General features: G+C 60.9%; 23 protein-coding genes and 1 tRNA gene. 13 read left to right on the top strand and 11 right to left on the bottom strand.

Annotated elements, in window-relative coordinates; translation table 11 throughout:
• Nucleotides 1-74 precede the first annotated feature (74 nt).
• The 6 genes from rpmH (at nucleotide 75) to argB (ending at nucleotide 4,292) form a co-directional block, all read left to right on the top strand.
• Entirely contained in the window at nucleotides 75-209 is a 135-nt protein-coding gene (gene rpmH, locus ABHV46_RS03675; protein ID WP_023978518.1) for a 50S ribosomal protein L34, read from the top strand.
• 7 nt (nucleotides 210-216) lie between these two features.
• Nucleotides 217-558, top strand: a complete 342-nt coding sequence (gene rnpA, locus ABHV46_RS03670; RefSeq protein ID WP_336944998.1) for a ribonuclease P protein component — start codon at nucleotides 217-219, stop codon at nucleotides 556-558.
• On the top strand, nucleotides 558-788 hold the full coding sequence (gene yidD / locus ABHV46_RS03665) for a membrane protein insertion efficiency factor YidD (RefSeq protein ID WP_438382777.1): 231 nt from the start codon (nucleotides 558-560) through the stop codon (nucleotides 786-788). Before rnpA ends, yidD begins: the two co-directional genes overlap by 1 nt.
• 140 nt (nucleotides 789-928) lie before the next feature.
• Nucleotides 929-2,698, top strand: coding sequence for a membrane protein insertase YidC (gene yidC, locus ABHV46_RS03660; protein ID WP_438384225.1), 1,770 nt, complete (start codon nucleotides 929-931; stop codon nucleotides 2,696-2,698).
• Entirely contained in the window at nucleotides 2,695-3,372 is a 678-nt protein-coding gene (yihA, locus tag ABHV46_RS03655; RefSeq protein WP_336945001.1) for a ribosome biogenesis GTP-binding protein YihA/YsxC, read from the top strand. The genes yidC and yihA overlap by 4 nt, the downstream gene beginning before the upstream one ends.
• On the top strand, nucleotides 3,369-4,292 hold the full coding sequence (gene argB / locus ABHV46_RS03650; protein ID WP_336945002.1) for an acetylglutamate kinase: 924 nt from the start codon (nucleotides 3,369-3,371) through the stop codon (nucleotides 4,290-4,292). Before yihA ends, argB begins: the two co-directional genes overlap by 4 nt.
• On the opposite strand, the gene ABHV46_RS03645 is transcribed toward argB, so the two are convergent.
• On the bottom strand, nucleotides 4,293-5,324 hold the full coding sequence (locus ABHV46_RS03645; protein WP_438382774.1) for a GGDEF domain-containing protein: 1,032 nt from the start codon (nucleotides 5,322-5,324) through the stop codon (nucleotides 4,293-4,295).
• 213 nt (nucleotides 5,325-5,537) lie between these two features.
• Here ABHV46_RS03645 and dapD point away from each other — a divergent pair, with 213 nt between their 5' ends.
• The 3 genes from dapD to ABHV46_RS03630 are packed head-to-tail and all read left to right on the top strand — an operon-like array spanning nucleotide 5,538 to nucleotide 8,127.
• Complete coding sequence (gene dapD, locus ABHV46_RS03640) at nucleotides 5,538-6,368, top strand: 2,3,4,5-tetrahydropyridine-2,6-dicarboxylate N-succinyltransferase (protein ID WP_438382772.1); 831 nt, start codon at nucleotides 5,538-5,540, stop codon at nucleotides 6,366-6,368.
• A gap of 2 nt (nucleotides 6,369-6,370) precedes the next feature.
• Nucleotides 6,371-7,501: a succinyl-diaminopimelate desuccinylase gene (gene dapE, locus ABHV46_RS03635; protein WP_438382770.1), complete on the top strand. Its 1,131-nt coding sequence runs from the start codon at nucleotides 6,371-6,373 to the stop codon at nucleotides 7,499-7,501.
• Nucleotides 7,498-8,127: a hypothetical protein gene (locus ABHV46_RS03630; RefSeq protein ID WP_438382766.1), complete on the top strand. Its 630-nt coding sequence runs from the start codon at nucleotides 7,498-7,500 to the stop codon at nucleotides 8,125-8,127. The genes dapE and ABHV46_RS03630 overlap by 4 nt, the downstream gene beginning before the upstream one ends.
• A 22-nt stretch (nucleotides 8,128-8,149) precedes the next feature.
• On the opposite strand, the gene truA is transcribed toward ABHV46_RS03630, so the two are convergent.
• From truA to def, 3 genes are all read right to left on the bottom strand, one after another.
• Nucleotides 8,150-8,893, bottom strand: a complete 744-nt coding sequence (gene truA / locus ABHV46_RS03625) for a tRNA pseudouridine(38-40) synthase TruA (RefSeq protein WP_438384222.1) — start codon at nucleotides 8,891-8,893, stop codon at nucleotides 8,150-8,152.
• Between the two features lie 85 nt (nucleotides 8,894-8,978).
• Complete coding sequence (fmt, locus tag ABHV46_RS03620) at nucleotides 8,979-9,893, bottom strand: methionyl-tRNA formyltransferase (protein WP_438382764.1); 915 nt, start codon at nucleotides 9,891-9,893, stop codon at nucleotides 8,979-8,981.
• Nucleotides 9,894-9,897: 4 nt separating this feature from the next.
• Nucleotides 9,898-10,443, bottom strand: a complete 546-nt coding sequence (def, locus tag ABHV46_RS03615; RefSeq protein WP_336945009.1) for a peptide deformylase — start codon at nucleotides 10,441-10,443, stop codon at nucleotides 9,898-9,900.
• A 187-nt stretch (nucleotides 10,444-10,630) separates the two neighbouring features.
• Between def and ABHV46_RS03610 the strand changes: the two genes are divergently transcribed.
• The 3 genes from ABHV46_RS03610 (at nucleotide 10,631) to ABHV46_RS03600 (ending at nucleotide 11,844) form a co-directional block, all read left to right on the top strand.
• Nucleotides 10,631-11,128, top strand: a complete 498-nt coding sequence (locus tag ABHV46_RS03610) for an Hsp20 family protein (protein WP_336945010.1) — start codon at nucleotides 10,631-10,633, stop codon at nucleotides 11,126-11,128.
• A 97-nt stretch (nucleotides 11,129-11,225) separates the two neighbouring features.
• Nucleotides 11,226-11,480, top strand: a complete 255-nt coding sequence (locus ABHV46_RS03605) for a DUF1150 family protein (RefSeq protein ID WP_336945011.1) — start codon at nucleotides 11,226-11,228, stop codon at nucleotides 11,478-11,480.
• A 1-nt stretch (nucleotide 11,481) separates the two neighbouring features.
• Entirely contained in the window at nucleotides 11,482-11,844 is a 363-nt protein-coding gene (locus tag ABHV46_RS03600; protein ID WP_438382761.1) for a RidA family protein, read from the top strand.
• Nucleotides 11,845-11,870: 26 nt separating this feature from the next.
• Here the strand turns inward: ABHV46_RS03600 and rpoN are convergent, their stop codons facing one another.
• The 7 genes from rpoN to ABHV46_RS03565 form a co-directional block, all read right to left on the bottom strand.
• On the bottom strand, nucleotides 11,871-13,298 hold the full coding sequence (rpoN, locus tag ABHV46_RS03595; protein ID WP_438382760.1) for an RNA polymerase factor sigma-54: 1,428 nt from the start codon (nucleotides 13,296-13,298) through the stop codon (nucleotides 11,871-11,873).
• A 6-nt stretch (nucleotides 13,299-13,304) separates the two neighbouring features.
• Nucleotides 13,305-14,081 (bottom strand): LPS export ABC transporter ATP-binding protein, encoded by a 777-nt coding sequence (lptB, locus tag ABHV46_RS03590; protein WP_336945014.1) that lies wholly within the window; start codon nucleotides 14,079-14,081, stop codon nucleotides 13,305-13,307.
• Nucleotides 14,078-15,061, bottom strand: coding sequence for an LptA/OstA family protein (locus ABHV46_RS03585; protein ID WP_336945277.1), 984 nt, complete (start codon nucleotides 15,059-15,061; stop codon nucleotides 14,078-14,080). Before ABHV46_RS03585 ends, lptB begins: the two co-directional genes overlap by 4 nt.
• Nucleotides 15,061-15,828, bottom strand: a complete 768-nt coding sequence (gene lptC / locus ABHV46_RS03580) for an LPS export ABC transporter periplasmic protein LptC (protein ID WP_438382757.1) — start codon at nucleotides 15,826-15,828, stop codon at nucleotides 15,061-15,063. Before lptC ends, ABHV46_RS03585 begins: the two co-directional genes overlap by 1 nt.
• Entirely contained in the window at nucleotides 15,825-16,859 is a 1,035-nt protein-coding gene (locus ABHV46_RS03575; RefSeq protein ID WP_438382755.1) for a KpsF/GutQ family sugar-phosphate isomerase, read from the bottom strand. Before ABHV46_RS03575 ends, lptC begins: the two co-directional genes overlap by 4 nt.
• Before the next feature lie 127 nt (nucleotides 16,860-16,986).
• Nucleotides 16,987-17,634 (bottom strand): ribonuclease D, encoded by a 648-nt coding sequence (locus ABHV46_RS03570; RefSeq protein ID WP_438382753.1) that lies wholly within the window; start codon nucleotides 17,632-17,634, stop codon nucleotides 16,987-16,989.
• Between the two features lie 69 nt (nucleotides 17,635-17,703).
• A tRNA-Leu gene (locus ABHV46_RS03565) sits at nucleotides 17,704-17,790 on the bottom strand.
• 112 nt (nucleotides 17,791-17,902) lie between these two features.
• Here ABHV46_RS03565 and ABHV46_RS03560 point away from each other — a divergent pair.
• Nucleotides 17,903-18,850: a complex I NDUFA9 subunit family protein gene (locus tag ABHV46_RS03560; RefSeq protein ID WP_438382750.1), complete on the top strand. Its 948-nt coding sequence runs from the start codon at nucleotides 17,903-17,905 to the stop codon at nucleotides 18,848-18,850.
• Nucleotides 18,851-18,940 lie beyond the last annotated feature (90 nt).

Raw genomic sequence — 18,940 nt, 5'->3', positions numbered from 1 at the left:
GCCTTGTGTCGTCTTCTTGTCAGGGTGGGCCTTCACTGGCCTTGCCGTCAATCATTGCCTTGAGGAATGACGCCATGAAGCGTACCTATCAACCGTCCAAGCTCGTCCGCAAGCGTCGCCACGGCTTCCGCGCCCGTATGGAAACCGTCGGTGGCCGTCGCGTCATCAACAACCGTCGCGCCAAGGGCCGCAAGAAGCTCTCGGCCTGATTTCGACTTGGCAGGCCAGCCCCAAAAGCTTCGGAAAAGGCCCGAATTTCTTCGGGTCGCCAGCCGGGGGCGCAAGGTCGCCACATCGGGTCTCGTGCTTCAGGTTCTGAAAACAGATGAGGAAGCCCCGGCCCGCGTCGGATTTACTGTAACTAAAAAAGTCGGTAACGCCGTCGTGCGTAACCGCACGCGCCGCCGCCTGAGGGCGGCGTTGCGCCATGTGGCCTCCGAGAGCGATCTCGCTGCGGTAGATCTCGTTCTCATTGGACGCGATTCGACCAGAGGCCGCCCTTTCGGCAAACTCATTGCCGATCTGGAACATGCCCTGAAAAAGGGACAGGCTCTGTGATGGAATCGGTCAGAAAGCTGGTTCTCTCCTGCCTTCTGATTTTATTGCATGTCTATCGCCGCTTCATCAGCCCGCAGCTCGGCACAAACTGCCGTTTCCATCCTTCGTGCAGTGCATATGCTCAGGAAGCCCTGACCCGTCATGGCATAGGGCGCGGCCTCTGGCTGACGGTGCATCGTCTCGCGCGTTGCCATCCCTATTGCCGCGGGGGCGTGGATCCGGTGCCCTGACAGGCATAAAATGCCGAATTCCACCCGCGCCTATTGTTTTGTGACCGGAATTCGGCCACTTGAACCGCTACGGACGCAGCTTCCGGCTTGTGTCTCTCGCTATTCGTTTCATTCTCATTGGAAAGACCGGTATTCGGCTGATGGATATCAAGCGCATCATCGTGGCAACCAGTCTCTCGGCCGCGATTGTGGTCGGCTTCGATTATTTCGTGCCTCAGCACGCGAAGAAAGACGTCGAGACCCAGACAAATCAGCAGGCCCAGGGCAAGGGGCCCGAAGCGGGCGGCAAGGTCTCCGCTCTGCCCGTGGCGGCGCCCGGTGGCGCTCCGGCCAATGGCCCGGCTGCAGCCGCAGGACCTGCCGGTCGTATCGCCATTGACGGGCCGGATGCGACAGGCTCTTTCAGCCTGCGCGGTGCCCGTTTCGATAATCTGGTCCTCACGCATTACCGCGAGACGCTGGACAAGAACTCGCCGCTGGTGCGCTTGCTCGAGAATGGAGAGGGTCCGCAGCCGAGTTTTGTCGAGCTGGGCTGGCAGGCGCCAGCGGGCTCGACCCTGCATCTGCCGGATGCGACGACCGACTGGGCGAGTGACGATAAGACGCTCACCCCTGATCACCCTGTCACCATGCAGTGGGATAACGGGCAGGGGCTGATTTTCAAAATCGAGATCAAGCTGGATCGTCGCTATCTGTTCGCGATTACCCAGAGCGTTCAGAATCAGGCAGGGGCGCCGGTTTCGCTCACGCCGTTCCAGCGTGTCGAGCGTGATTACAAACCGCTCGAAACCGGCGGGATGATCGTGCAGGAAGGCCCGCTTTCGGTCATGAATGACCGACTGGACGAGGAATCCTACAAGACCATGCGCAAGGGCGCGACCAAGCCCGACAACTCGGCCTGGTCTGCCGATGGCGTAGGTGGTTGGGCAGGTATCACAGACAAATACTGGCTCACGGCGGTTATCCCCGACCAGAAGGCCGCTGTTTCGGTGCATTACCGCTTTGTGCCCAACGCCAAGGAAGGCTCCTATATCGTCGATACCCAGTCCAGCCAGCCGATCCAGATCGCGCCGGGCTCGACGGTGCAGACGACCAGCATGGTTTTTGCCGGGGCGAAGGAGGTCAATCTCCTCGACCAGTATACCAACGACCTGCACATTCCGTATTTCTACAAGGCGGTGGATTTCGGCTGGTTCGCGTTCCTGACGCGCCCGATGTTCCATGTGCTGCACTGGCTGTATGACAAGGTCGGCAATTTCGGCATCGCGCTGCTGATCATGACGTTGATCATCAAGCTGATCCTGTATCCGCTCGCCACCAAGTCATTCGCGTCGATGGCGCGTATGCGCACGCTCTCGCCGCGCATCCAGGCCATCCGCGAGCATAACAAGGGTGACCAGCTGGCCCAGAACCAGCAGATCATGGCGCTTTACAAGGAAGAGGGTGTCAACCCGGCCGGGGGCTGCTTGCCGCTTCTGGTCCAGGCACCAGTCGCATTTTGCCTCTACAAGGTGCTGAACATCACCATCGAGATGCGTCATGCGCCGTTCTACGGCTGGATACGCGATCTGTCGGCACCCGATCCGACCACCATCTTCAATCTCTTCGGTCTTCTGCCGTTCAATCCCAGCTTCATGCCCGAAATGCTGCATGTCGGCATCTGGCCCATCCTGTTCGGCATCACCATCTGGCTGATGCAGCGTCAGAGCATGGTCAGCATGGACCCGGCGCAGCAGAAGATCATGCAGTTCATGCCGGTCATCTATACGATCTTCCTGGGGCGTCTCTCGGCAGGTATCGTCATCTACTATACCTGGAACAACATTCTGAGCTACGCCCAGCAGAAGCTCATTCAGGTTCAGATCGATCGCAAGGTTCAGAAGGGCGGCAAGGCCGTCAGCAAGTCGTGACCCAGAAAGAAGATCCGACCGTTTTCACCGACGAGCAGATCGAGAACGGTCGTCTGCTTTTCGCTGCTGAATGCGAGTTCTTTTTTGGCGCACAGAAGCTCGACCAGCTTCCGCCGCTCGCCGGGCCGGAAGTGGCTTTTGCGGGGCGCTCCAATGTCGGCAAGTCCAGCCTGATCAATGCTCTTACCGGGCGTAACAGGCTGGCCCGCGCCTCTTCCGAGCCAGGCCGCACCAAACAGCTCAATTTCTTCAATCTCGGCGGCAGGTTGGCCCTGGTCGACATGCCTGGCTATGGCTTTGCGAAAGCGGCCAAGTCGGTGAAAGAAGAATGGCAGACAATGATGTTTGCCTATCTTCGCGGCCGCCCGACCCTGACACGCGTCTTTCTGCTGCTCGATGCACGCATCGAGCTGAAACAGGCCGATCGCGACGTGATGGAGATGCTCGACCGCGCTGCCGTGCTGTTTCAGGTCGTGCTGACCAAGGCCGATGGCATGGGGCCGAACAAGCTCAAAGCCAAGATTGCCGAGGTTGATGCCGTACTGGCCAAGCATGCGGCAGCTTATCCGCATATCGTGATCACCAGCAGCGAAACCGCACTGGGCATCGAGACTTTGCGTGCCGAAATCGCCCGCTCCTGTGCGGGCTCAGGAGCGGAAGGGGAGCAGGGATGAAGAAGGACGCAGCGGAGTTCACCCTCCCTGACATGAATGACGAAGGCCAGCAGCAGGCAGCCCTGCTTGCCAGTGCCCTCCCTTTTCTGCGTCGTTATGCCGGTGACACGATCGTCGTGAAATATGGCGGTAACGCCATGAGCAAGGATCATCTTTCGAGCGCCTTCGGTCGCGACATCGCCCTGCTGAAACTGGTCGGCATCAACCCGATCGTCGTGCATGGCGGTGGCCCCCAGATCAGCGCCATGCTCAAACGTCTTGAAATCGAGTCCCGCTTCGTCGATGGGCTTCGTGTCACCGATCAGGCGGCGATCGACGTCATCGAGATGGTGCTTTCGGGCAGCGTCAACAAGCAGGTGGCCGATCTCATCAACCGCGCCGGCGCTCTGGCTGTTGGTATTTCGGGCAAGGATGGCGGGCTGTTGCAGGCGCGCAAGCTGATGCACCGCAGCCGCAACGCGTGCTCGGGGCAGGAAGAAGTGCAGGATCTCGGCTTCGTGGGTGAGCCCACAAAGATCGATCCGCGTGTACTCTATTCCCTGCTCGGCTCCGGGCTCATCCCCGTGATTGCCCCGGTCGGTGTGGGCGAGAAGGGCGAAACCTATAATATCAATGCGGACACCGCTGCCGGGGCGATTGCGGGCAGTGTCAATGCCTCGCGTCTGCTGATGCTGACCGATGTGGCAGGTGTCCTTGACGAAAACGGCAAGCTCATTCCTGAACTGACCGCAGAAGAAGCGCAGCGTCGTATTGCCGACGGGTCGATTTCAGGCGGTATGATCCCCAAGGTCGAGACCTGTCTCGCCGCGGTCAAGGCAGGGGCCAGTGCGGCGGTGATCCTCGACGGACGTGTGCCTCACGCCTGCCTGCTCGAACTCTTCACCCATAAGGGATCAGGCACGCTTATCCGCGCTGCCTGATCAGGCATTTTCGTGGGCGAAATACCAGTCCACGCTTTCTTCATGGGCGATCGAGAGAGCGAGGCGTGCTCTCTCGAAAAAGGCGTCCACCGTGTCAGTTGAATGCGGTTCGCGCGTTACAAGGCCGATTTTGACCGAAACCAGAGGATTGGCTCCCGCAGAACAGAGATAGCGTCTTTTGCATATCTGATCGGCGCGCTCGACCGAGGCAAAACGGTCCCCCCCATCGAGCCAGAGCACGAAACTTTCGCGGTCCAGCTGTCCGATCAGATCGGTCGGGCGGATGGCGCGCTGCAGAAAGGCGATGGCATCGCGAACATGCGCGATCTGCTCGATGGCATCGTCTGCATCGATCAGACCCTGCGGCGTATTCAGTAATCCGGAAAAGCTGACGAGCATCAGTGTCGCGGGAAGATGCTCCCGATCGAGCCGAGGTAAGCGCCTTTCGACTTTTTCGCGAAACAGCGACCAGATTGGCAGATGCGTCAAAGGGTCGTAGGGCAGGGCACGCATCAGTACACGATAGCGATGATCGACCTCGATCATCGCCGCCGCTGTCTGGATCAGCGTGTCGAGCACGCGTCTGAAGGCCTCCGCAGCGCGAGTCGGAAAGCGATGGGGAAAATAGACGAAGATGCCAATTTCTCCCTGATGCCGGATTTCCGTAATCGCCCGCAGGCAGAGATTGGTGCTGCTACGCTGGCCGCCGAACTCCTCACGCGATGTCCTGTCCTGCTTCGGCCAGGAGTGAAGAACATGCAATTGCGGCTCCGAGGGGGGCGGTATGACGAGCGCCCCCGCACTCATGAGAACACCGCGCTGAGGTTTTGTCTGGGCGCAGAATTGCTCGAAAGCCTGCCTCAGCCCTTCAGATACCGAAATAGCCGCGCGTAGGGTCTCAAGAAGCGAGGCCTGGAACTCGAGTTCGCGCTGCTTCCAGTCCTGCGGTCCCGTCCGCGGGGACGCTCCACTACTCCCGAAAATAAAACTGGAGAGCGTCGAACGCAGGGTGTTCAACAGGAATGCGTTCATCTGGCGTGTTCCCGGAGGCAGAGAGGCAAGATTTGCGACGCTCTCGATAATAGAGGTTCCTGGCCAAAGTCCCATTTCCTGGCTCGCGATCCAATATAGCTGTTGGTATTTAATTCATCCTTAACGCCTGTACGGCGCAAGATTCGTTGACTTCTTGATGCGTCCTGAGCATGGTCCGCTCACTTGAGTAACCCCGCCAAAGGACGCCTGAAGATGCCCGTCTCCGACCTGCGCACCGTGATCGACTCTCTGTGGGAGCGTCGTGACACGCTCAATGCCCATACGGAAGGCGAGGCGCGCGAAGCGATCGAGCATGCTCTCACGGCTCTCGATGAAGGCCGGCTGCGTGTGGCTGAACCGGGTGAGAATGGCTGGGTCGTGCATGAGTGGCTCAAGAAGGCCGTTCTGCTTTCTTTCCGCATCACCGATAGCCGGGTTGCCGAGCGTGCCTGCGGAGGTGTTCCCGGCTTCGACAAGGTGCCGCTGAAATTCGATGGTTGGGACCAGTTCCGCTTTGCCGAAGCCGGTTTCCGTGCCGTTCCCGGTGCCATCGTGCGTCGTTCGGCCTATATCGCGCCGGGCGTAGTGCTGATGCCGAGCTTCGTCAATGTCGGCGCGCGCGTCGATAGCGGCACTATGGTCGATACCTGGGCCACAGTCGGTTCCTGCGCGCAGATCGGCAAGAACGTGCATATCAGCGGCGGCGCCGGTATCGGCGGCGTGCTCGAGCCGTTGCAGGCTGCTCCGGTCATTATCGAGGACGATTGCTTCATCGGGGCGCGTTCGGAAGTTGCCGAGGGCGTCGTGGTCGAGCGTGGCTCGGTTCTCTCCATGGGTGTTTTCATCGGCGCCTCGACCAAGATCGTCGACCGCGCGACAGGTGAGATCCATATGGGGCGTGTCCCGGCCTATTCCGTGGTCGTGCCCGGTACGCTTCCCGGCCGGACGCCGGACGCGCCGCATCTCGCCTGCGCCGTTATCGTCAAGCGGGTCGATGAGCGTACGCGCTCCAAGACCTCGATTAACGAATTGCTGCGCGACTGATCGTGTCTCTCGATGTCGTTGCCCTTGCCGGTCAACTGATCGGCTGCCGTTCCGTTACGCCTGCCGATGACGGGGCGATGGCTCTCCTCGCCGACACCTTGTCGGGTCTCGGTTTCAGTACCGCTCGGGTGGATTGCGGGCCTGAGGGCAGCCAGACGCCTAATCTTTTCGCGCGCCTGGGCGAAAAGGGCCCGCATCTGTGTTTCGCGGGGCATACCGATGTGGTGCCGCCCGGCGAAGGCTGGGCGCACGACCCCTTCGGCGCGCAATGCGCCGACGGTAAGCTCTACGGGCGTGGCATCGCCGATATGAAGGGCGGCATTGCCGCTTTTGTCGCAGCGGTGGCATTACTCCAGGCAGAGCGGCCTCTTAAGGGGTCGGTCAGCCTGCTGATCACCGGTGACGAGGAGGGCCCCGCCCTTCACGGCACAAAAGAGGTTCTGCCCTGGATGATGGAAAACGGGCACCGCCCCGATTTCTGCCTTCTCGGCGAGCCCACGAATCCTCAGCAGCTTGGAGAGGTCATCAAGGTTGGCCGACGCGGTAGCCTCAATGCTTGGATCACGGTCGCAGGCGTGCAGGGCCATGTCGCTTACCCGCATCTGGCCGATAATCCGATTCACCGCCTGCTGCCGATCCTGACTGCGCTGACTGCGCGTGTTCTCGATGAGGGCAACGCTCATTTTGCCGCTTCGTCCCTTCAGGTGGTGAGCGTGGATGTAGGCAATGCCGCCACGAATATCATTCCGGGCAAGGCGACGGCTCTGCTTAATATCCGCTTCAATACCGAGCATCGCGGCGATGATCTGGTGCAGTGGATCCGCCATACGGTTTCGCTTCATGCGCCCTCTGCGCAGGTCGAGGCGAGTATCAGCGGTGAAGCGTTTCTGACCGAGCCGGGTGCGGCTGTTGCAGCCCTTTCCGAGGTCGTGTCCCGTCATACCGGGCGCGTTCCCAAACTGGATACCGGTGGTGGAACCTCGGACGCGCGTTTCATCGCCCAGTATTGCCCCGTTGCTGAATTCGGCCTTGTGGGGGCAACGATGCACAAGGCAGATGAATGCGTCGCCATTGCCGATTTGCAGGCACTGGCTCTGATCTACCGTGATTTTCTTGAGGCATTCGGATTGTGAAAACCGGCTCTTCTACCCCAGGCGATACCCCTGCGGGGGCGGCTTCGCGCATCATGCGCGGTGTCCTGCAGCTTGCTCGCGGTGATGCGCAGGGTATCGAGGCGTTTCGCAACACGCCCGAAGCGCTCCTGTCGGCCCTCGCGCCGAGTGTCGCGCTTTTCGTGGTGATGGGGCTATCGCAGTTCACCCAGCATTTCGATGCGATGCAGGTCACGAAGGTCCTGATCCTGGTCGCGGCCCTGCTGACCCGGCTGGTCGTCTCCCAGATCGCGGCCTCGTTCTGGGGGCGTGATGCCGGCTGGCCGCGCTATGCCACGGCTCTGCTCTGGTGCGGCTGGCTGCCGGTTGTGGTCTCGCTGTTCGCGCTCAGCATCGTCGAGCTGGCCATGCCGGGTGTAGGATCGACCCCCGCCGTGCTTGGGATCGTGATGCTCGGTGTCGAGATCTACGAGCTCTGGCTCGGCTGGTTCATTGCACGCAAGGGGTTGCAGATCAGCGGCGGCAAGGCTGCTGTTCTGGTGGTGTTGATGAATCTCTCTGTTGCGGCGCTCTATCTCATCGCGGCAGTTCTACCACCGCATTACAATGCGCTTCATGAACTCATGGCGCCACTACCGAAGTCCTGATCGGTTCAGCTGCCCGATCGGTTCAGCTGAACGGGTCATGCGCATAGCCGACCCCGACGAGACACAGCCCTTCAGACGGCGCCGTGGGTCCAGCCTTGCGGCGATCGCAGGCATCGAGCACTTCGCGCAGCTTAGACACCGGCCATTGCCCGCTGCCGACGAGCTGTAGAGAGCCTGCCAGGTTGCGCACCTGATGATGCAGGAAAGAGCGTGCCTCGACATCGATATGGATATGTATCCCGTCACGAATGACGTCGAGACGGTCAAGCGTGCGTATCGGGCTGTTGGCCTGACAGGCAGCCGCGCGGAACGATGAGAAATCATGGCGCCCCAGAAGGGTCTGCGCCGCCTCATGCATCGCCCGCGCATCGAGCGGGCGCCTGACATGCCAGACGTGATCGACGTCCAGAACCGGCCGTGTCGGTCGGTTCAGTATCGTATAGCGATATCGGCGCGAGAGTGCAGAAAACCGGGCATGCCAGCCTTCTGCGGCTTCGGCAGCTTCGAGTACCGCAACGCGATGGGGTTTTAGGTGGAAACTGATGCCGTCGCGTATCTGCCGCGCATCGAGCCGTTCCTGGCTCGGCAGGTCGAGCTGCACCACCATGGCCGAGGCGTGCACCCCGGCATCGGTGCGTCCGGCTGTGGCGCTCATGACCGGCGCGTCGCCCACGAGGCGGGAGGCCGCATCTTCGAGCAGTTCCTGCACCGACAGGCCGTTATTCTGTCTCTGCCAGCCGACCAGCCCGGTACCGTCATATTCGATCTTGAGCGCCCAGCGTGTATAGCCCTGAGCGAGGCCCTCACGCGCCCCTTCAGACGTGCTTTGTGGGGCCGTCTCGCTGGCATTCTCAGCCGCCAAGGATCGTCCCCTTTGGCACAGGCGTGCCTCTCAGGAAGTCGGAGGCCGCCATCATGGCCTTGCCTGGACGCTGGAGCATCAGGATCTGAAGCGCATCCTTACCGCAGGCAATGGTCAGCGCATCGTCCAACGCGGCACCCGGCGTCGCAGCGTGTGAGCGCTCCACGATACGGGCGTGGCCGATCTTGAGCACGATGCCGTCCTGCGTGGTAAACGCGCCGGGCCATGGCGTCAGCCCTCGGATCTGCCGGTCTAGCCTCTCGGCCGGGTTATGCCAGTCGATGCGCCCGGTTTCACGGGTCAGACGTTCGGCATAGGTCACGCCCCGATCGGATTGCGGCACTGGCGCGAAGGGGCGGCGCAGCGTTTCGATCAGCAATTCGGCGCCGAGAAAGGACAGGCGGTCATGCAGGGTCGAGGCGGTTTCATCAGCGGGAAGGTCTATAGACGCCTCTGCCAGAACATCGCCCGTATCGAGCCCGGCATCCATCTGCATGATCGAGATGCCACTGCGGGCGTCTCCTGCGAGCAGCGCGGACTGGATCGGCGAGGCTCCACGCCATCGCGGCAGCAGGCTGGCATGGACGTTCAGACAGCCCCTTTTGGGGGCATCGAGCATCCTCTGGGGGAGGATCAGCCCATAGGCGACCACAATGCCCAGATCGACGTCGAGCGACTCGAAAAAGGCCTGCTCGTCTTCGTTATTCCTGATCTTGACGGGGCTGCGTACCGTGATGCCGGCTTGCTCGGCAGCATTCTGCACCGGCGAGGGACGCAGCGCCTTGCCGCGCCCTGCGGGGCGCGGGGGCTGGGTATAGACATGAACGATCTCATGTCCGTCGGCCCGAAGGGCCTCGAAGACCGGCACCGCAAAGTCAGGCGTGCCCATGAAAACCAGACGCATGGGGTCAGCGCCCTTTCTGTTCCTTGGCGAGTCGACGCATGATCATGTTGCGCTTGAGCTTGGAGAGATGGTCGACGAACAGAATGCCGTCGAGATGGTCGATCTCGTGCTGGATGCACGTCGCGAGAAGATCGTCAGCTTCCAGTTCCTCGAGAGTACCCTCGAGTGTGCGATAGCGCAGACGGACGTTGAGCGGACGGACCACCTCGGCATATTGATTGGGTAGAGAGAGGCATCCCTCCTCACGGGCGGCAAGCTGCTCGGATTCTTCGATGATCTCGGGATTGATCAGCACGAGAGGATTGCGCTCTCCCTCATCGGCGACATCCACCAGCGCAAAGCGCAGGCCAAGGCCGATCTGCGGGGCAGCCAGACCGATGCCCGGGGCCTTGTACATGGCTGAGAACATGCCGGGCAGATGTGATCTGACCAGCGCCATATCGTCCGCCGTCACCTCGCGTGCGACGGCACGCAGAACGGGCTGGGGGGCAACCAGAATCGGAGTGGGGGCGATGGACTCGATGTCCGTCAGGAAAGAGAGCGCTGTCATGATGCTGGGGATGTAACGAACCGCAGGGCAGAAAACCAGTTCTAAACGGTCTGACCAAGTCGTCCATGAGCGCAGGGAAACACAGGTGCGGCTTGCACCGGGGGTGAAACATGACCATATCGGGAAAGTGATCCGGCGCCGCTTCAGGGCTCGATCGCACTACCGTCTCGCTCATGGAGGAGGCTGCATGTCAGGCCGTCTGTTTACATCACCCATGTTTCTGGGTTTCGACCATCTGGAGCAGATGCTCGAACGGGCGTCCAAAACGGCGTCTGATGGATACCCGCCCTATAATATCGAGCAGCTGAATCAGACGACGCTGCGCATCACCCTGGCCGTCGCCGGGTTTGTGATGGACGATCTGCACATCACGCAGGAAGATAACCAGCTGGTCATCCGTGGCCGTCAGACCGATGACAGCCAGGGCAGGGTGTTTCTGCATCGCGGAATCGCAGCACGTCAGTTCCAGAAGGCCTTCGTGCTGGCGGAAAATATCGAGATCGGTGAGGCCTGGCTCGATAACGGGCTGCTGCATATCGATCTGTTGCGTCCCCAGCCTGAGGTGCGGGTCAAGCGTATCGAGATCAGCGCCGGGCGCCGCGATCACCCCGTATCACGGGCCACCCATATCGAGATGCCCAAGCCGCGACGCAGCCGCGCCATACGCGATCTGGACGACGAGTAAAGCCGTCGCAGGGTTTGTGAAGCCGCCGCTGGAAAGAACGGGCTACGAGCCCAGTCGGTCCGTGTTTTCCGGGTCGAACCGAAAGAAAGAATTTATTATGAGCAAGACCGTGCACGACGAAGAAGCGGGTAAGGTTCAGGCACCGATATCGGATCTGCGTCGTATGACGCATCAGGATCTCAAGGAGTTTGGCATGAGCCGTGTCGCCTATGTCAAGCCTGTCGTCTATGAGGGTGAAGCGGCCTTCGCCATTCACGCCGCAGACGGCACGCCCATGGCGTTGGCCGAAGACCGGTCGAGCGCGTTCGAGGCCATTGTCGACCACGAAATGATCCCTGCCTGGGTGCATTGAAATGAGCCAGACCAATCCTGATATCCAGCGCTTTGCAGAGGAGCATCGTCTGAGCGGGGCCGTGCGTCACGGTAATACGCTCTATCTGGCAGGGCAGGTTGCCGATGACCCGTCTCTCGATACCGAGGGGCAGACTGCCGATATCCTGCGTCAGATCGATGCGCTTCTGGAGGAAGCAGGCACAAACAAGACGCGTCTGCTCTCAGTCCAGATCTTCATGACCGACATCTCCGAGATCGATGCAATGAATCGCGCTTGGGATGCTTGGCTCGACCACAACCACAAACCAGCCCGTGCCACGGTCGAGGCGCGGCTGGTCAATGCGGACTGGTCGGTGGAGATAACGGCAATCGCCGCGATCTGAGGTGGCCGACTGCGGTGCAGGATGCGCTACCCCCTGGCCGCCCCTGCAAGATGGGCTTTCAGCTTGTGGTCCCGGCGGCGTTGCGCTGAGCCCGCTATGCCCAGTGCCTCCCGATATTTGGCGACGGTACGTCTCTGAATGCCAAGCCCTGCCTCTTGCAGCCTCTGGGTGACCGCATCGTCGGAGAGGATAGAATCGGGTTTTTCGTCAGCGATGATCTGTTTTATGCGGGCCTTGATCGAATCAGCGCTGGTTTGTTCGCCCTCTTCGCCCAACCCGGTCGAGAAAAAACTGCGCAGCGACAAGACGCCTCTTGGGGTGCCAACGAGACGCGTGGCCGTGACACGGCTCACCGTGCTTTCATGCAGCCCGGTTTTTTCGGCAATCTGAGACAGGGTGAGCGGTTTGAGGGCGGCGACACCCTCGCTCAAATATCCTGTCTGCACACGGGCAATTTCCAGACAGATCAGCATGAGCGATCGCGCGCGCTGCTCGACGGCGCGTAGAAGCGCTGTCGCTTCACCCTGCTTCTCTTGCGCATAGCGACGCGCATCGTCCCGACCGGAAAGCAGGCGTCGATAGAGGGTCTCGTCTATCGCAAGTCGTGGCCAGGTTGCCGGGTTCAGCGACACAAGAGGGCCGGTTGGCGCCAGAGTGATAAAAAGATCGGGCTCGGCCTCAGCCTCGGCGGCGGCCAGAACTGCACCGGGGCGCGGTTCGCAGGCTCTGAGTTCCTGAAGTAGTTCCGCATAATCCTGTGTATCCAGGGCGCAGGCTTTGCGCAGCCTGTCGTGCTCGCCGCGCGCGAGCCAGTCGAGATGATCGAGCAGGGTCGCGACGGCGGGATCATAGCGATTGCGCGCGCGAAACTGGGAGGCGAGGCATTCGGCCAGTGAGAGCGCGAAACACCCTACGGGTTCGAAAAACAGCATGGTCTCGCGCACGGCTTCGATCAGGGATGGTGAGGCGCGGAGTGCGGTCGCGAGTTCTGCAACGGGCGTCTCAAGCCGCCCTGAATCGTCGAGTGCCTCGACGAGGGCAAGGGCGATGGCCTGCTCCTGCATTGTCTCGAAACACAGCCTGATCTGGCTGAGAAACTGATCAAGCCGTGTGGGAAGAGGCGCCATCGGTTCGTGATGAGACGCGTCTTCACTGTCATAAGCGCCATGGCGCAGAAGGGGTTCGTCTTCCCAAGACTCGCCTCCCATGCCCGATGCTTCGGGGTCGAAATCGCGGGGCAGATCGCCATCGCGCCAATCGGGCGCGGTTTCGTCAGGCGGCGCGGTGTCGGGTTCGGGGCGGGAGACGATCAGGAGCGGATTGGACTCGGCGAGCAGGGTCAGCTCGGAGAGAAGCTCCTGATTCGAAAGCTGCAGCAATCCTATGGCCTGCTGAAGCGCACCGGTCATGACGAGACCGGTGGTCTGTCGCGCCTGAAGAGAGAGGCGCGCCATCAGAAATCAGAGGGAGAAATTTTCTCCCAGATAGACGCGGCGTACGTCTTCATTCGCGACGATCTCCTCGGGGATACCTTCCATCAGCACCTGGCCCGAATGCATGATATAGGCCCGGTCGATGACCTCAAGGGTTTCGCGAACGTTATGATCGGTAATCAGCACGCCGATGCCGCGATCTTTAAGATGTGAGACCAGATCGCGAATTTCACCAACGGCAATCGGGTCGATGCCTGCGAGCGGCTCATCGAGCAGGATGTAATTGGGCTGACTGGCCAGAGCGCGCGCGATTTCCAGGCGACGACGTTCACCGCCCGAAAGAGCGAGAGATGGCGAATGGCGCAGATGCGAGATGCCGAACTCGGCCAGCAGCCCGTCCAGCATGGTCTGGCGGCGGTCGTAATCGGGCTCGACCACTTCGAGAGCGGCCAGAATATTCTGCTCGACATTCAGCCCGCGAAAGATACTGGCCTCTTGCGGCAGATAGCCGATGCCCAGGCGCGCACGGCGATACATTGGCAATTGGGTAATATCGGCGCCATCGAGCGTGATCGTGCCTGTATCCGGCTGAACCAGACCGACGATCATGTAAAAGCTCGTCGTCTTGCCCGCGCCGTTCGGCCCCAGCAGACCGACGGCTTCGCCGCGCTGCACCTGAATGGAGACGTTGCGCACGACCTGGCGCTTTTTATAGCTCTTGCCAATGCCGTGGGCGATCAGCCCCGTCTGCACCTGTGGGTCGTCCATGACCTCGCGCAGGAGAACGGTCTCGTTATCGCTCATGGATGTGTGTCTCCGGGCTTGCTGCTCGAGGCTTCGTTGGGGATGACCATGCCTTCGACGCGCTGGCCCGGCGCCGGATTCATGATCGCAACGCCCGTTTTCATATTCACGATCGCAGAGGCGCCATTATTCTGGTTCTGCCCGCTGGTGACATGCACATGGCCGATCAGGCGCGCCATCTGAGTGTCGAACACATAGACGCCGCGATCGCCGGTCGCGGTCTCGTTGGGTGTGCGCAGCATGACATGCCCCCAGGCATAGGCGCGGTCGAGCTTGGATGAACGCTGTGCCGTGCTGTCGCCGCCATTCTGGCCGGAAGCGGGCTTGGCCGGGCCGGGCGTCGCGTTGTCAGGCTTGCTGAACGCGACCAGCACATCGGCCTTGATGCGCTTGCCGTCATTGGTCGTGACGGTCGCATCGCCACGCCCGACCGACATGCGCGTATTGGCGTGATATTCCATCACGTCGCGCGCCGTCATGACATCCTGTGGGGTGGTGAGCTTGAGCGCCTTGCCCGTCATGACCAGAACGGCCTGATCGATGTCGTAAAGCGCCTTGTCCCCCCAGGCCTGATCGGTAGGGGTGTAGATATGGACGTGCCCTATAGCTTCCATGCGGTACAGCTCCATCGAGCCGCCCATGGCGCCATCACCGTCGCTCTTCTGGCCATCCGCCTTCGCATCGCTCGGCGGCGGCGCATTCGGGTCCGGGGCCTTCTTGCGCAGGAAGCCGATAAGCTGATCGGCGTCGATGGTGACATCGCCACGTATGGCACGAGCCCGGTCGACGAAAGTCACCGTCTGGGCCTCATGATCATAGGTCTGCGGGCCGGCCGAGCTGATATTTACCTGTTCGCCGTGAGACATGTCGATGGCCTGCGCCAGAGCCTGCGAACTGGAAAAGCCGAAAACCGAGGCACCGGCAAGCGGCAGACCCGTCAGAAGCGAACTCAGGGTCAGGGCAGGGATGAGGCGACGCATCATAGGGCCTTGTGTGCGGGTGAAGTGAGGGCGGGCATGGCATCCTGACGGTCATCATTGCGGATGACGCGTTGCGGTCCGACGAATTGCAGCAGATTGTCGTGCTGATCGATAAAATAGCCTTGCGCGTCGAGGATGCCAAATGGCCCTTCGGCATGCACCCAGTCATTCGAGGAAATGACACTGCGATGGAGATCGATATCGGCGGTCAGACCGTTGAGAAGCGTGCCGTCATCGCGATAGAGAACGACATGATCGGTCAGGTTGAGCGTCTGTTCATGCTGCATGTAAACGCCCTTATCCGCCTTGATCTCCGCCCAGCCGCCACCTGCCATGTGGGTATCGGCAACGGGGTCGATGAGGTCGATCCGGTCGGGGCCGTTTTGATGGGCGATGCGCGCGGTAACCATATAGGGGCGGTCATGGGCGTCGAGGCCACGATAGATTGCGCCCTCCAGATTGCCGCTTTCGACCCGCATCTGCGCCATTTCCTGCATGACCGCACGATTGGCGCTGAGCCAGCGCGCAATTTCGGGCCAGACAGCAATAGAGCCCAGAAGCAGGGCAGCAAGCAGAGGCAACGCCCATTTTGCGGTGTCGAGCAGGCGGCGTCGCGAGGCCAGGTCTGACGAAGTGGGAATCGCACGCTGGCGCGACTGGCCCTGTTCGCGCATGGCGTCGCGCAAGGCGGCCAGCTTGGCAGCATCTCGCGCAAAATCTTCACGTTGCGGTTTCTTGCGCTCGCCGGGGGGGAGAGACTCCGTCATGCGATTCCCGTTCGAAGCAGATCGTGAAGGCGCACGATGCCAACCGGGCGCCCGGTGTCATCGAGAATGAAGAGACTGTTGATTGCCTTGCGCCGTGCCGTCATCAGATGAATGACTTCCTGTGCCAGAACGTCGCCTTTCGTCGTGATCGGAGCGCGGTTCATGATCTCGCCTGCGGTCGCCTCACCGAGATTGCGGGTAAGGGCGGGGCGGAGATCCCCGTCGCTCACCAGGCCGATAAGTACGCCATCGTCATCTATAATTCCGATACAGCCAAACGCCTTTCGCGTCATTTCCATGATGACATTCGACAAGGTCATGTCCGATTTACCCAAAGGCAAGGCGTCGCCCTCGTGCATCAGCCTTCTCACCGGCTTGAGCAGGGCGCCAAGCTTGCCGCCAGGATGAAAGGCGCTGAAATCGGTCGCGGTAAACCCGCGTCGCTCGAGCAGGGCAATTGCCATGGCATCCCCCAGAGCCAGTTGCATGATTGTACTGGTCGTCGGGGCAAGCCCCATGGGGCATGCTTCGCGGGCACGGGGCAGATGAAGGACGATCGTGCTGGCCCGGGCGAGCGTCGAGCCCGGCGCTGATGTTATGCCGATGACGGGTAAAGCGTGGCGTGCAGCATATTCGAGGAGGACGGCAAGCTCGCTCGTTTCACCCGATTGCGAAAGCAGGAGCAGCACGTCCTGCGTATCGATCATCCCCAGATCGCCATGGGCGGCTTCGGCAGGATGCACGAAAAAAGAGGGCGTGCCGGTAGAGGCGAAAGTCGCCTGGATCTTTTTGGCGATATGGCCAGACTTGCCGATGCCGGAGACGACAACCCGGCCTTTGGTAGCGGCGATCAGGCCAATCGCGTCAGCAAAGGCACGACTCAGGATATCGGGGGCCATGAGCGCCGATTGCAGGGCGGCAAGACCCGCGATCTCCGCGGAGAGTGTCGCGCAGGCGCTTTCCAGCGCGGAATTGGGGCCATTTTCCGGGGCGGTCACAAGACGGGAGCCGGATAGGGGAAGCTCGGTCATGCGTTCTCTTCCCGCTTTGCTGGCCTGAGGTCAATCACCGAGTTCCCATCCGAGCGAGGCCTTTCTGTGGCGAGGCCTGAAAGACAGGGCGAGCGGGCCGGGAGCAGTACTGAACCCGACCGGGCAGTCAGGCGCGATGAGAGAAGATATCGGGCTCTTCATAGCCGAGAATGTCGAGGCGTCCGCGAGCGGGAAGGAAGTCGTAGCAGGCCTGGGCCAGCTCGCGTCGACCTTCACGGATCAACAGGGCTTCGAGCTTTGCCCAGAGCGCATGCAGATGCAGCACGTCAGAAGCGGCATAGCTGAGCTGCTCGGGGGTGAGCACTTCGGAGCCCCAGTCCGACGTCTGCTGCTGTTTGGCCAGATCGACCCCCAGAAGCTCGCGGCAGAGATGGGCGAGGCCGTGACGATCTGTAAAAGTGCGAACCAGACGCGCCGCAATCTTGGTGCAGATCACCGGGGCAACGGTTATGCCGAGCGCGTGCTGGAGAAGAGCCACGTCGAAGCGGGCGAAATGCATCAGCTTGGTGACGCTGTCATCGGACATCAGCGCCTTGAGGTTCGGGCAATCCTCATAGCGGCCACCCAGCGATCTAGGGCGGATCTGCACAAGATGGGCCTCACCGTCGCCGGCTGAAAGCTGCACGAGGCAGAGGCGGTCGCGATGCGGGTTGAGGCCCATGGCTTCGGTATCGACGGCAACAACCGGGCCGAGATCGAAATCGTCGGGAAGATCACCATCATAGAGATGGATCGAAGCGCTCGGTGCGGCCATGTTTTGAGAACCCTGGGGCTAGAAAAAACGGAAGCCGACGATTTCTCGTCGGCTTTTCCGTTTTTCGTATGGTGCCCAGAAGAAGACTCGAACTTCCACGTCCTTGCGGACACAGGTACCTGAAACCTGCGCGTCTACCAATTCCGCCATCTGGGCTCAGAGGCTGTCCGGGGCGCCGCTTTTTTCGGCATCCCGTTCGGTGAAGAGGCGTTTACCGGTGTGTGCGGGGGGCGTCAACACCCCCTTCGAAAAAAAGAGGAAAATTTTCATGCAAGGCTCTGTCGTCACCGTTTTCGGCGGGAATGGCTTTATCGGCCGTGCGCTCGTGCGCCAGCTCGCGTCGGAGGGGCATTTCGTGCGCGTGGCGTCTCGCGCACCCGAAAAGGCCGCGTCACTGGTGGCGGAAGGGCCGTCAGGCAGGATAATGCCCGTCTATGCCAGTGTGACCGATCCCGCCTCGGTCGAGGCTGCGTTGAGCGGCGCCACGGCGGCGATCAATCTGGTGTCTATCCTGACAGAAACCGGCAAGGCCAGTTTCAGGGCGATCAATGCCGAAGCTCCTGGCACGGTGGCCAGAATTGCGCGCGAGGCAAAGCTGTCGCGCTTCGTGCAGGTTTCGGCCATCGGTGCTGCGCCCGATGCGCCTTCACACTATGGAAAGAGCAAGGCGGAGGGCGAAAAACGGGTGCGGGAGGCTTTCCCCGGCGCGACGATCCTTCGCCCGAGTGTGGTATTCGGCCCTCACGACCGCTTTCTCAATATGTTCGGGCTTATGGCGAAATTATTGCCTGTCCTGCCGGTCTATTATCCGAAGACGCTTTTACAGCCGGTCTATGTCGATGATGTCGCTCAGGCTGCGCGCCTCTGCCTGACGAAGGAGGGTGCGGTATCGGTGGATAAAGCGCAGGTCTACGAGCTGGGCGGCCCCGATCGGATGAGCATGGAAGAGATCATGGCCTTTGTGGCGCGCTCGGTCGGGCGCAAGCCGCGTCTCCTGGCGATACCCAACGGGGTGGCAATGGCTCAGGCGCGCGTTTTTGAAAATCTGCCCGGCAAGCTGCTGACGCGAGATCAGCTCGCCATGCTCGGGCAAGACAATATCGTGACATCTGGCGTCGCCACGTTGCAGACGCTGGGAGTCGCGCCGCAGAGCGTTTATGATCGGGCGCCGGAATATCTGAGCCAAATCAGCGTGTTGAGAACGCTTCTCAACTAAATGGTCCGTATCGGTCCTTTTTTCTGGGATGTCTGATGTTTTTCGCGTCAAAAACGTCATTAAGCCGGGCGATTGGTCAGCATTGATGAC

The sequence above is a fragment of the Asaia sp. BMEF1 genome, assembly GCF_051628905.1.
GTDB lineage: Bacteria > Pseudomonadota > Alphaproteobacteria > Acetobacterales > Acetobacteraceae > Asaia.
The sequence above is the reverse complement of the archived record's forward strand: the minus strand, read 5'-3'. Positions and strand labels throughout refer to the sequence as shown.

Bases quoted from the DNA above. Each gene is read 5' to 3' on its own strand.
- rpmH (WP_023978518.1), top strand. From the start codon at position 75: ATGAAGCGTACCTATCAACCGTCCAAGCTCGTCCGCAAGCGTCGCCAC.
- yidD (WP_438382777.1), top strand. From the start codon at position 558: ATGGAATCGGTCAGAAAGCTGGTTCTCTCCTGCCTTCTGATTTTATTG.
- yidC (WP_438384225.1), top strand. From the start codon at position 929: ATGGATATCAAGCGCATCATCGTGGCAACCAGTCTCTCGGCCGCGATT.
- argB (WP_336945002.1), top strand. From the start codon at position 3,369: ATGAAGAAGGACGCAGCGGAGTTCACCCTCCCTGACATGAATGACGAA.
- ABHV46_RS03645 (WP_438382774.1), bottom strand. From the start codon at position 5,324: ATGAACGCATTCCTGTTGAACACCCTGCGTTCGACGCTCTCCAGTTTT.
- dapD (WP_438382772.1), top strand. From the start codon at position 5,538: ATGCCCGTCTCCGACCTGCGCACCGTGATCGACTCTCTGTGGGAGCGT.
- fmt (WP_438382764.1), bottom strand. From the start codon at position 9,893: ATGCGTCTGGTTTTCATGGGCACGCCTGACTTTGCGGTGCCGGTCTTC.
- def (WP_336945009.1), bottom strand. From the start codon at position 10,443: ATGACAGCGCTCTCTTTCCTGACGGACATCGAGTCCATCGCCCCCACT.
- ABHV46_RS03610 (WP_336945010.1), top strand. From the start codon at position 10,631: ATGTCAGGCCGTCTGTTTACATCACCCATGTTTCTGGGTTTCGACCAT.
- ABHV46_RS03605 (WP_336945011.1), top strand. From the start codon at position 11,226: ATGAGCAAGACCGTGCACGACGAAGAAGCGGGTAAGGTTCAGGCACCG.
- ABHV46_RS03600 (WP_438382761.1), top strand. From the start codon at position 11,482: ATGAGCCAGACCAATCCTGATATCCAGCGCTTTGCAGAGGAGCATCGT.
- rpoN (WP_438382760.1), bottom strand. From the start codon at position 13,298: ATGGCGCGCCTCTCTCTTCAGGCGCGACAGACCACCGGTCTCGTCATG.
- lptB (WP_336945014.1), bottom strand. From the start codon at position 14,081: ATGAGCGATAACGAGACCGTTCTCCTGCGCGAGGTCATGGACGACCCA.
- ABHV46_RS03585 (WP_336945277.1), bottom strand. From the start codon at position 15,061: ATGCGTCGCCTCATCCCTGCCCTGACCCTGAGTTCGCTTCTGACGGGT.
- lptC (WP_438382757.1), bottom strand. From the start codon at position 15,828: ATGACGGAGTCTCTCCCCCCCGGCGAGCGCAAGAAACCGCAACGTGAA.
- ABHV46_RS03575 (WP_438382755.1), bottom strand. From the start codon at position 16,859: ATGACCGAGCTTCCCCTATCCGGCTCCCGTCTTGTGACCGCCCCGGAA.
- ABHV46_RS03570 (WP_438382753.1), bottom strand. From the start codon at position 17,634: ATGGCCGCACCGAGCGCTTCGATCCATCTCTATGATGGTGATCTTCCC.
- ABHV46_RS03560 (WP_438382750.1), top strand. From the start codon at position 17,903: ATGCAAGGCTCTGTCGTCACCGTTTTCGGCGGGAATGGCTTTATCGGC.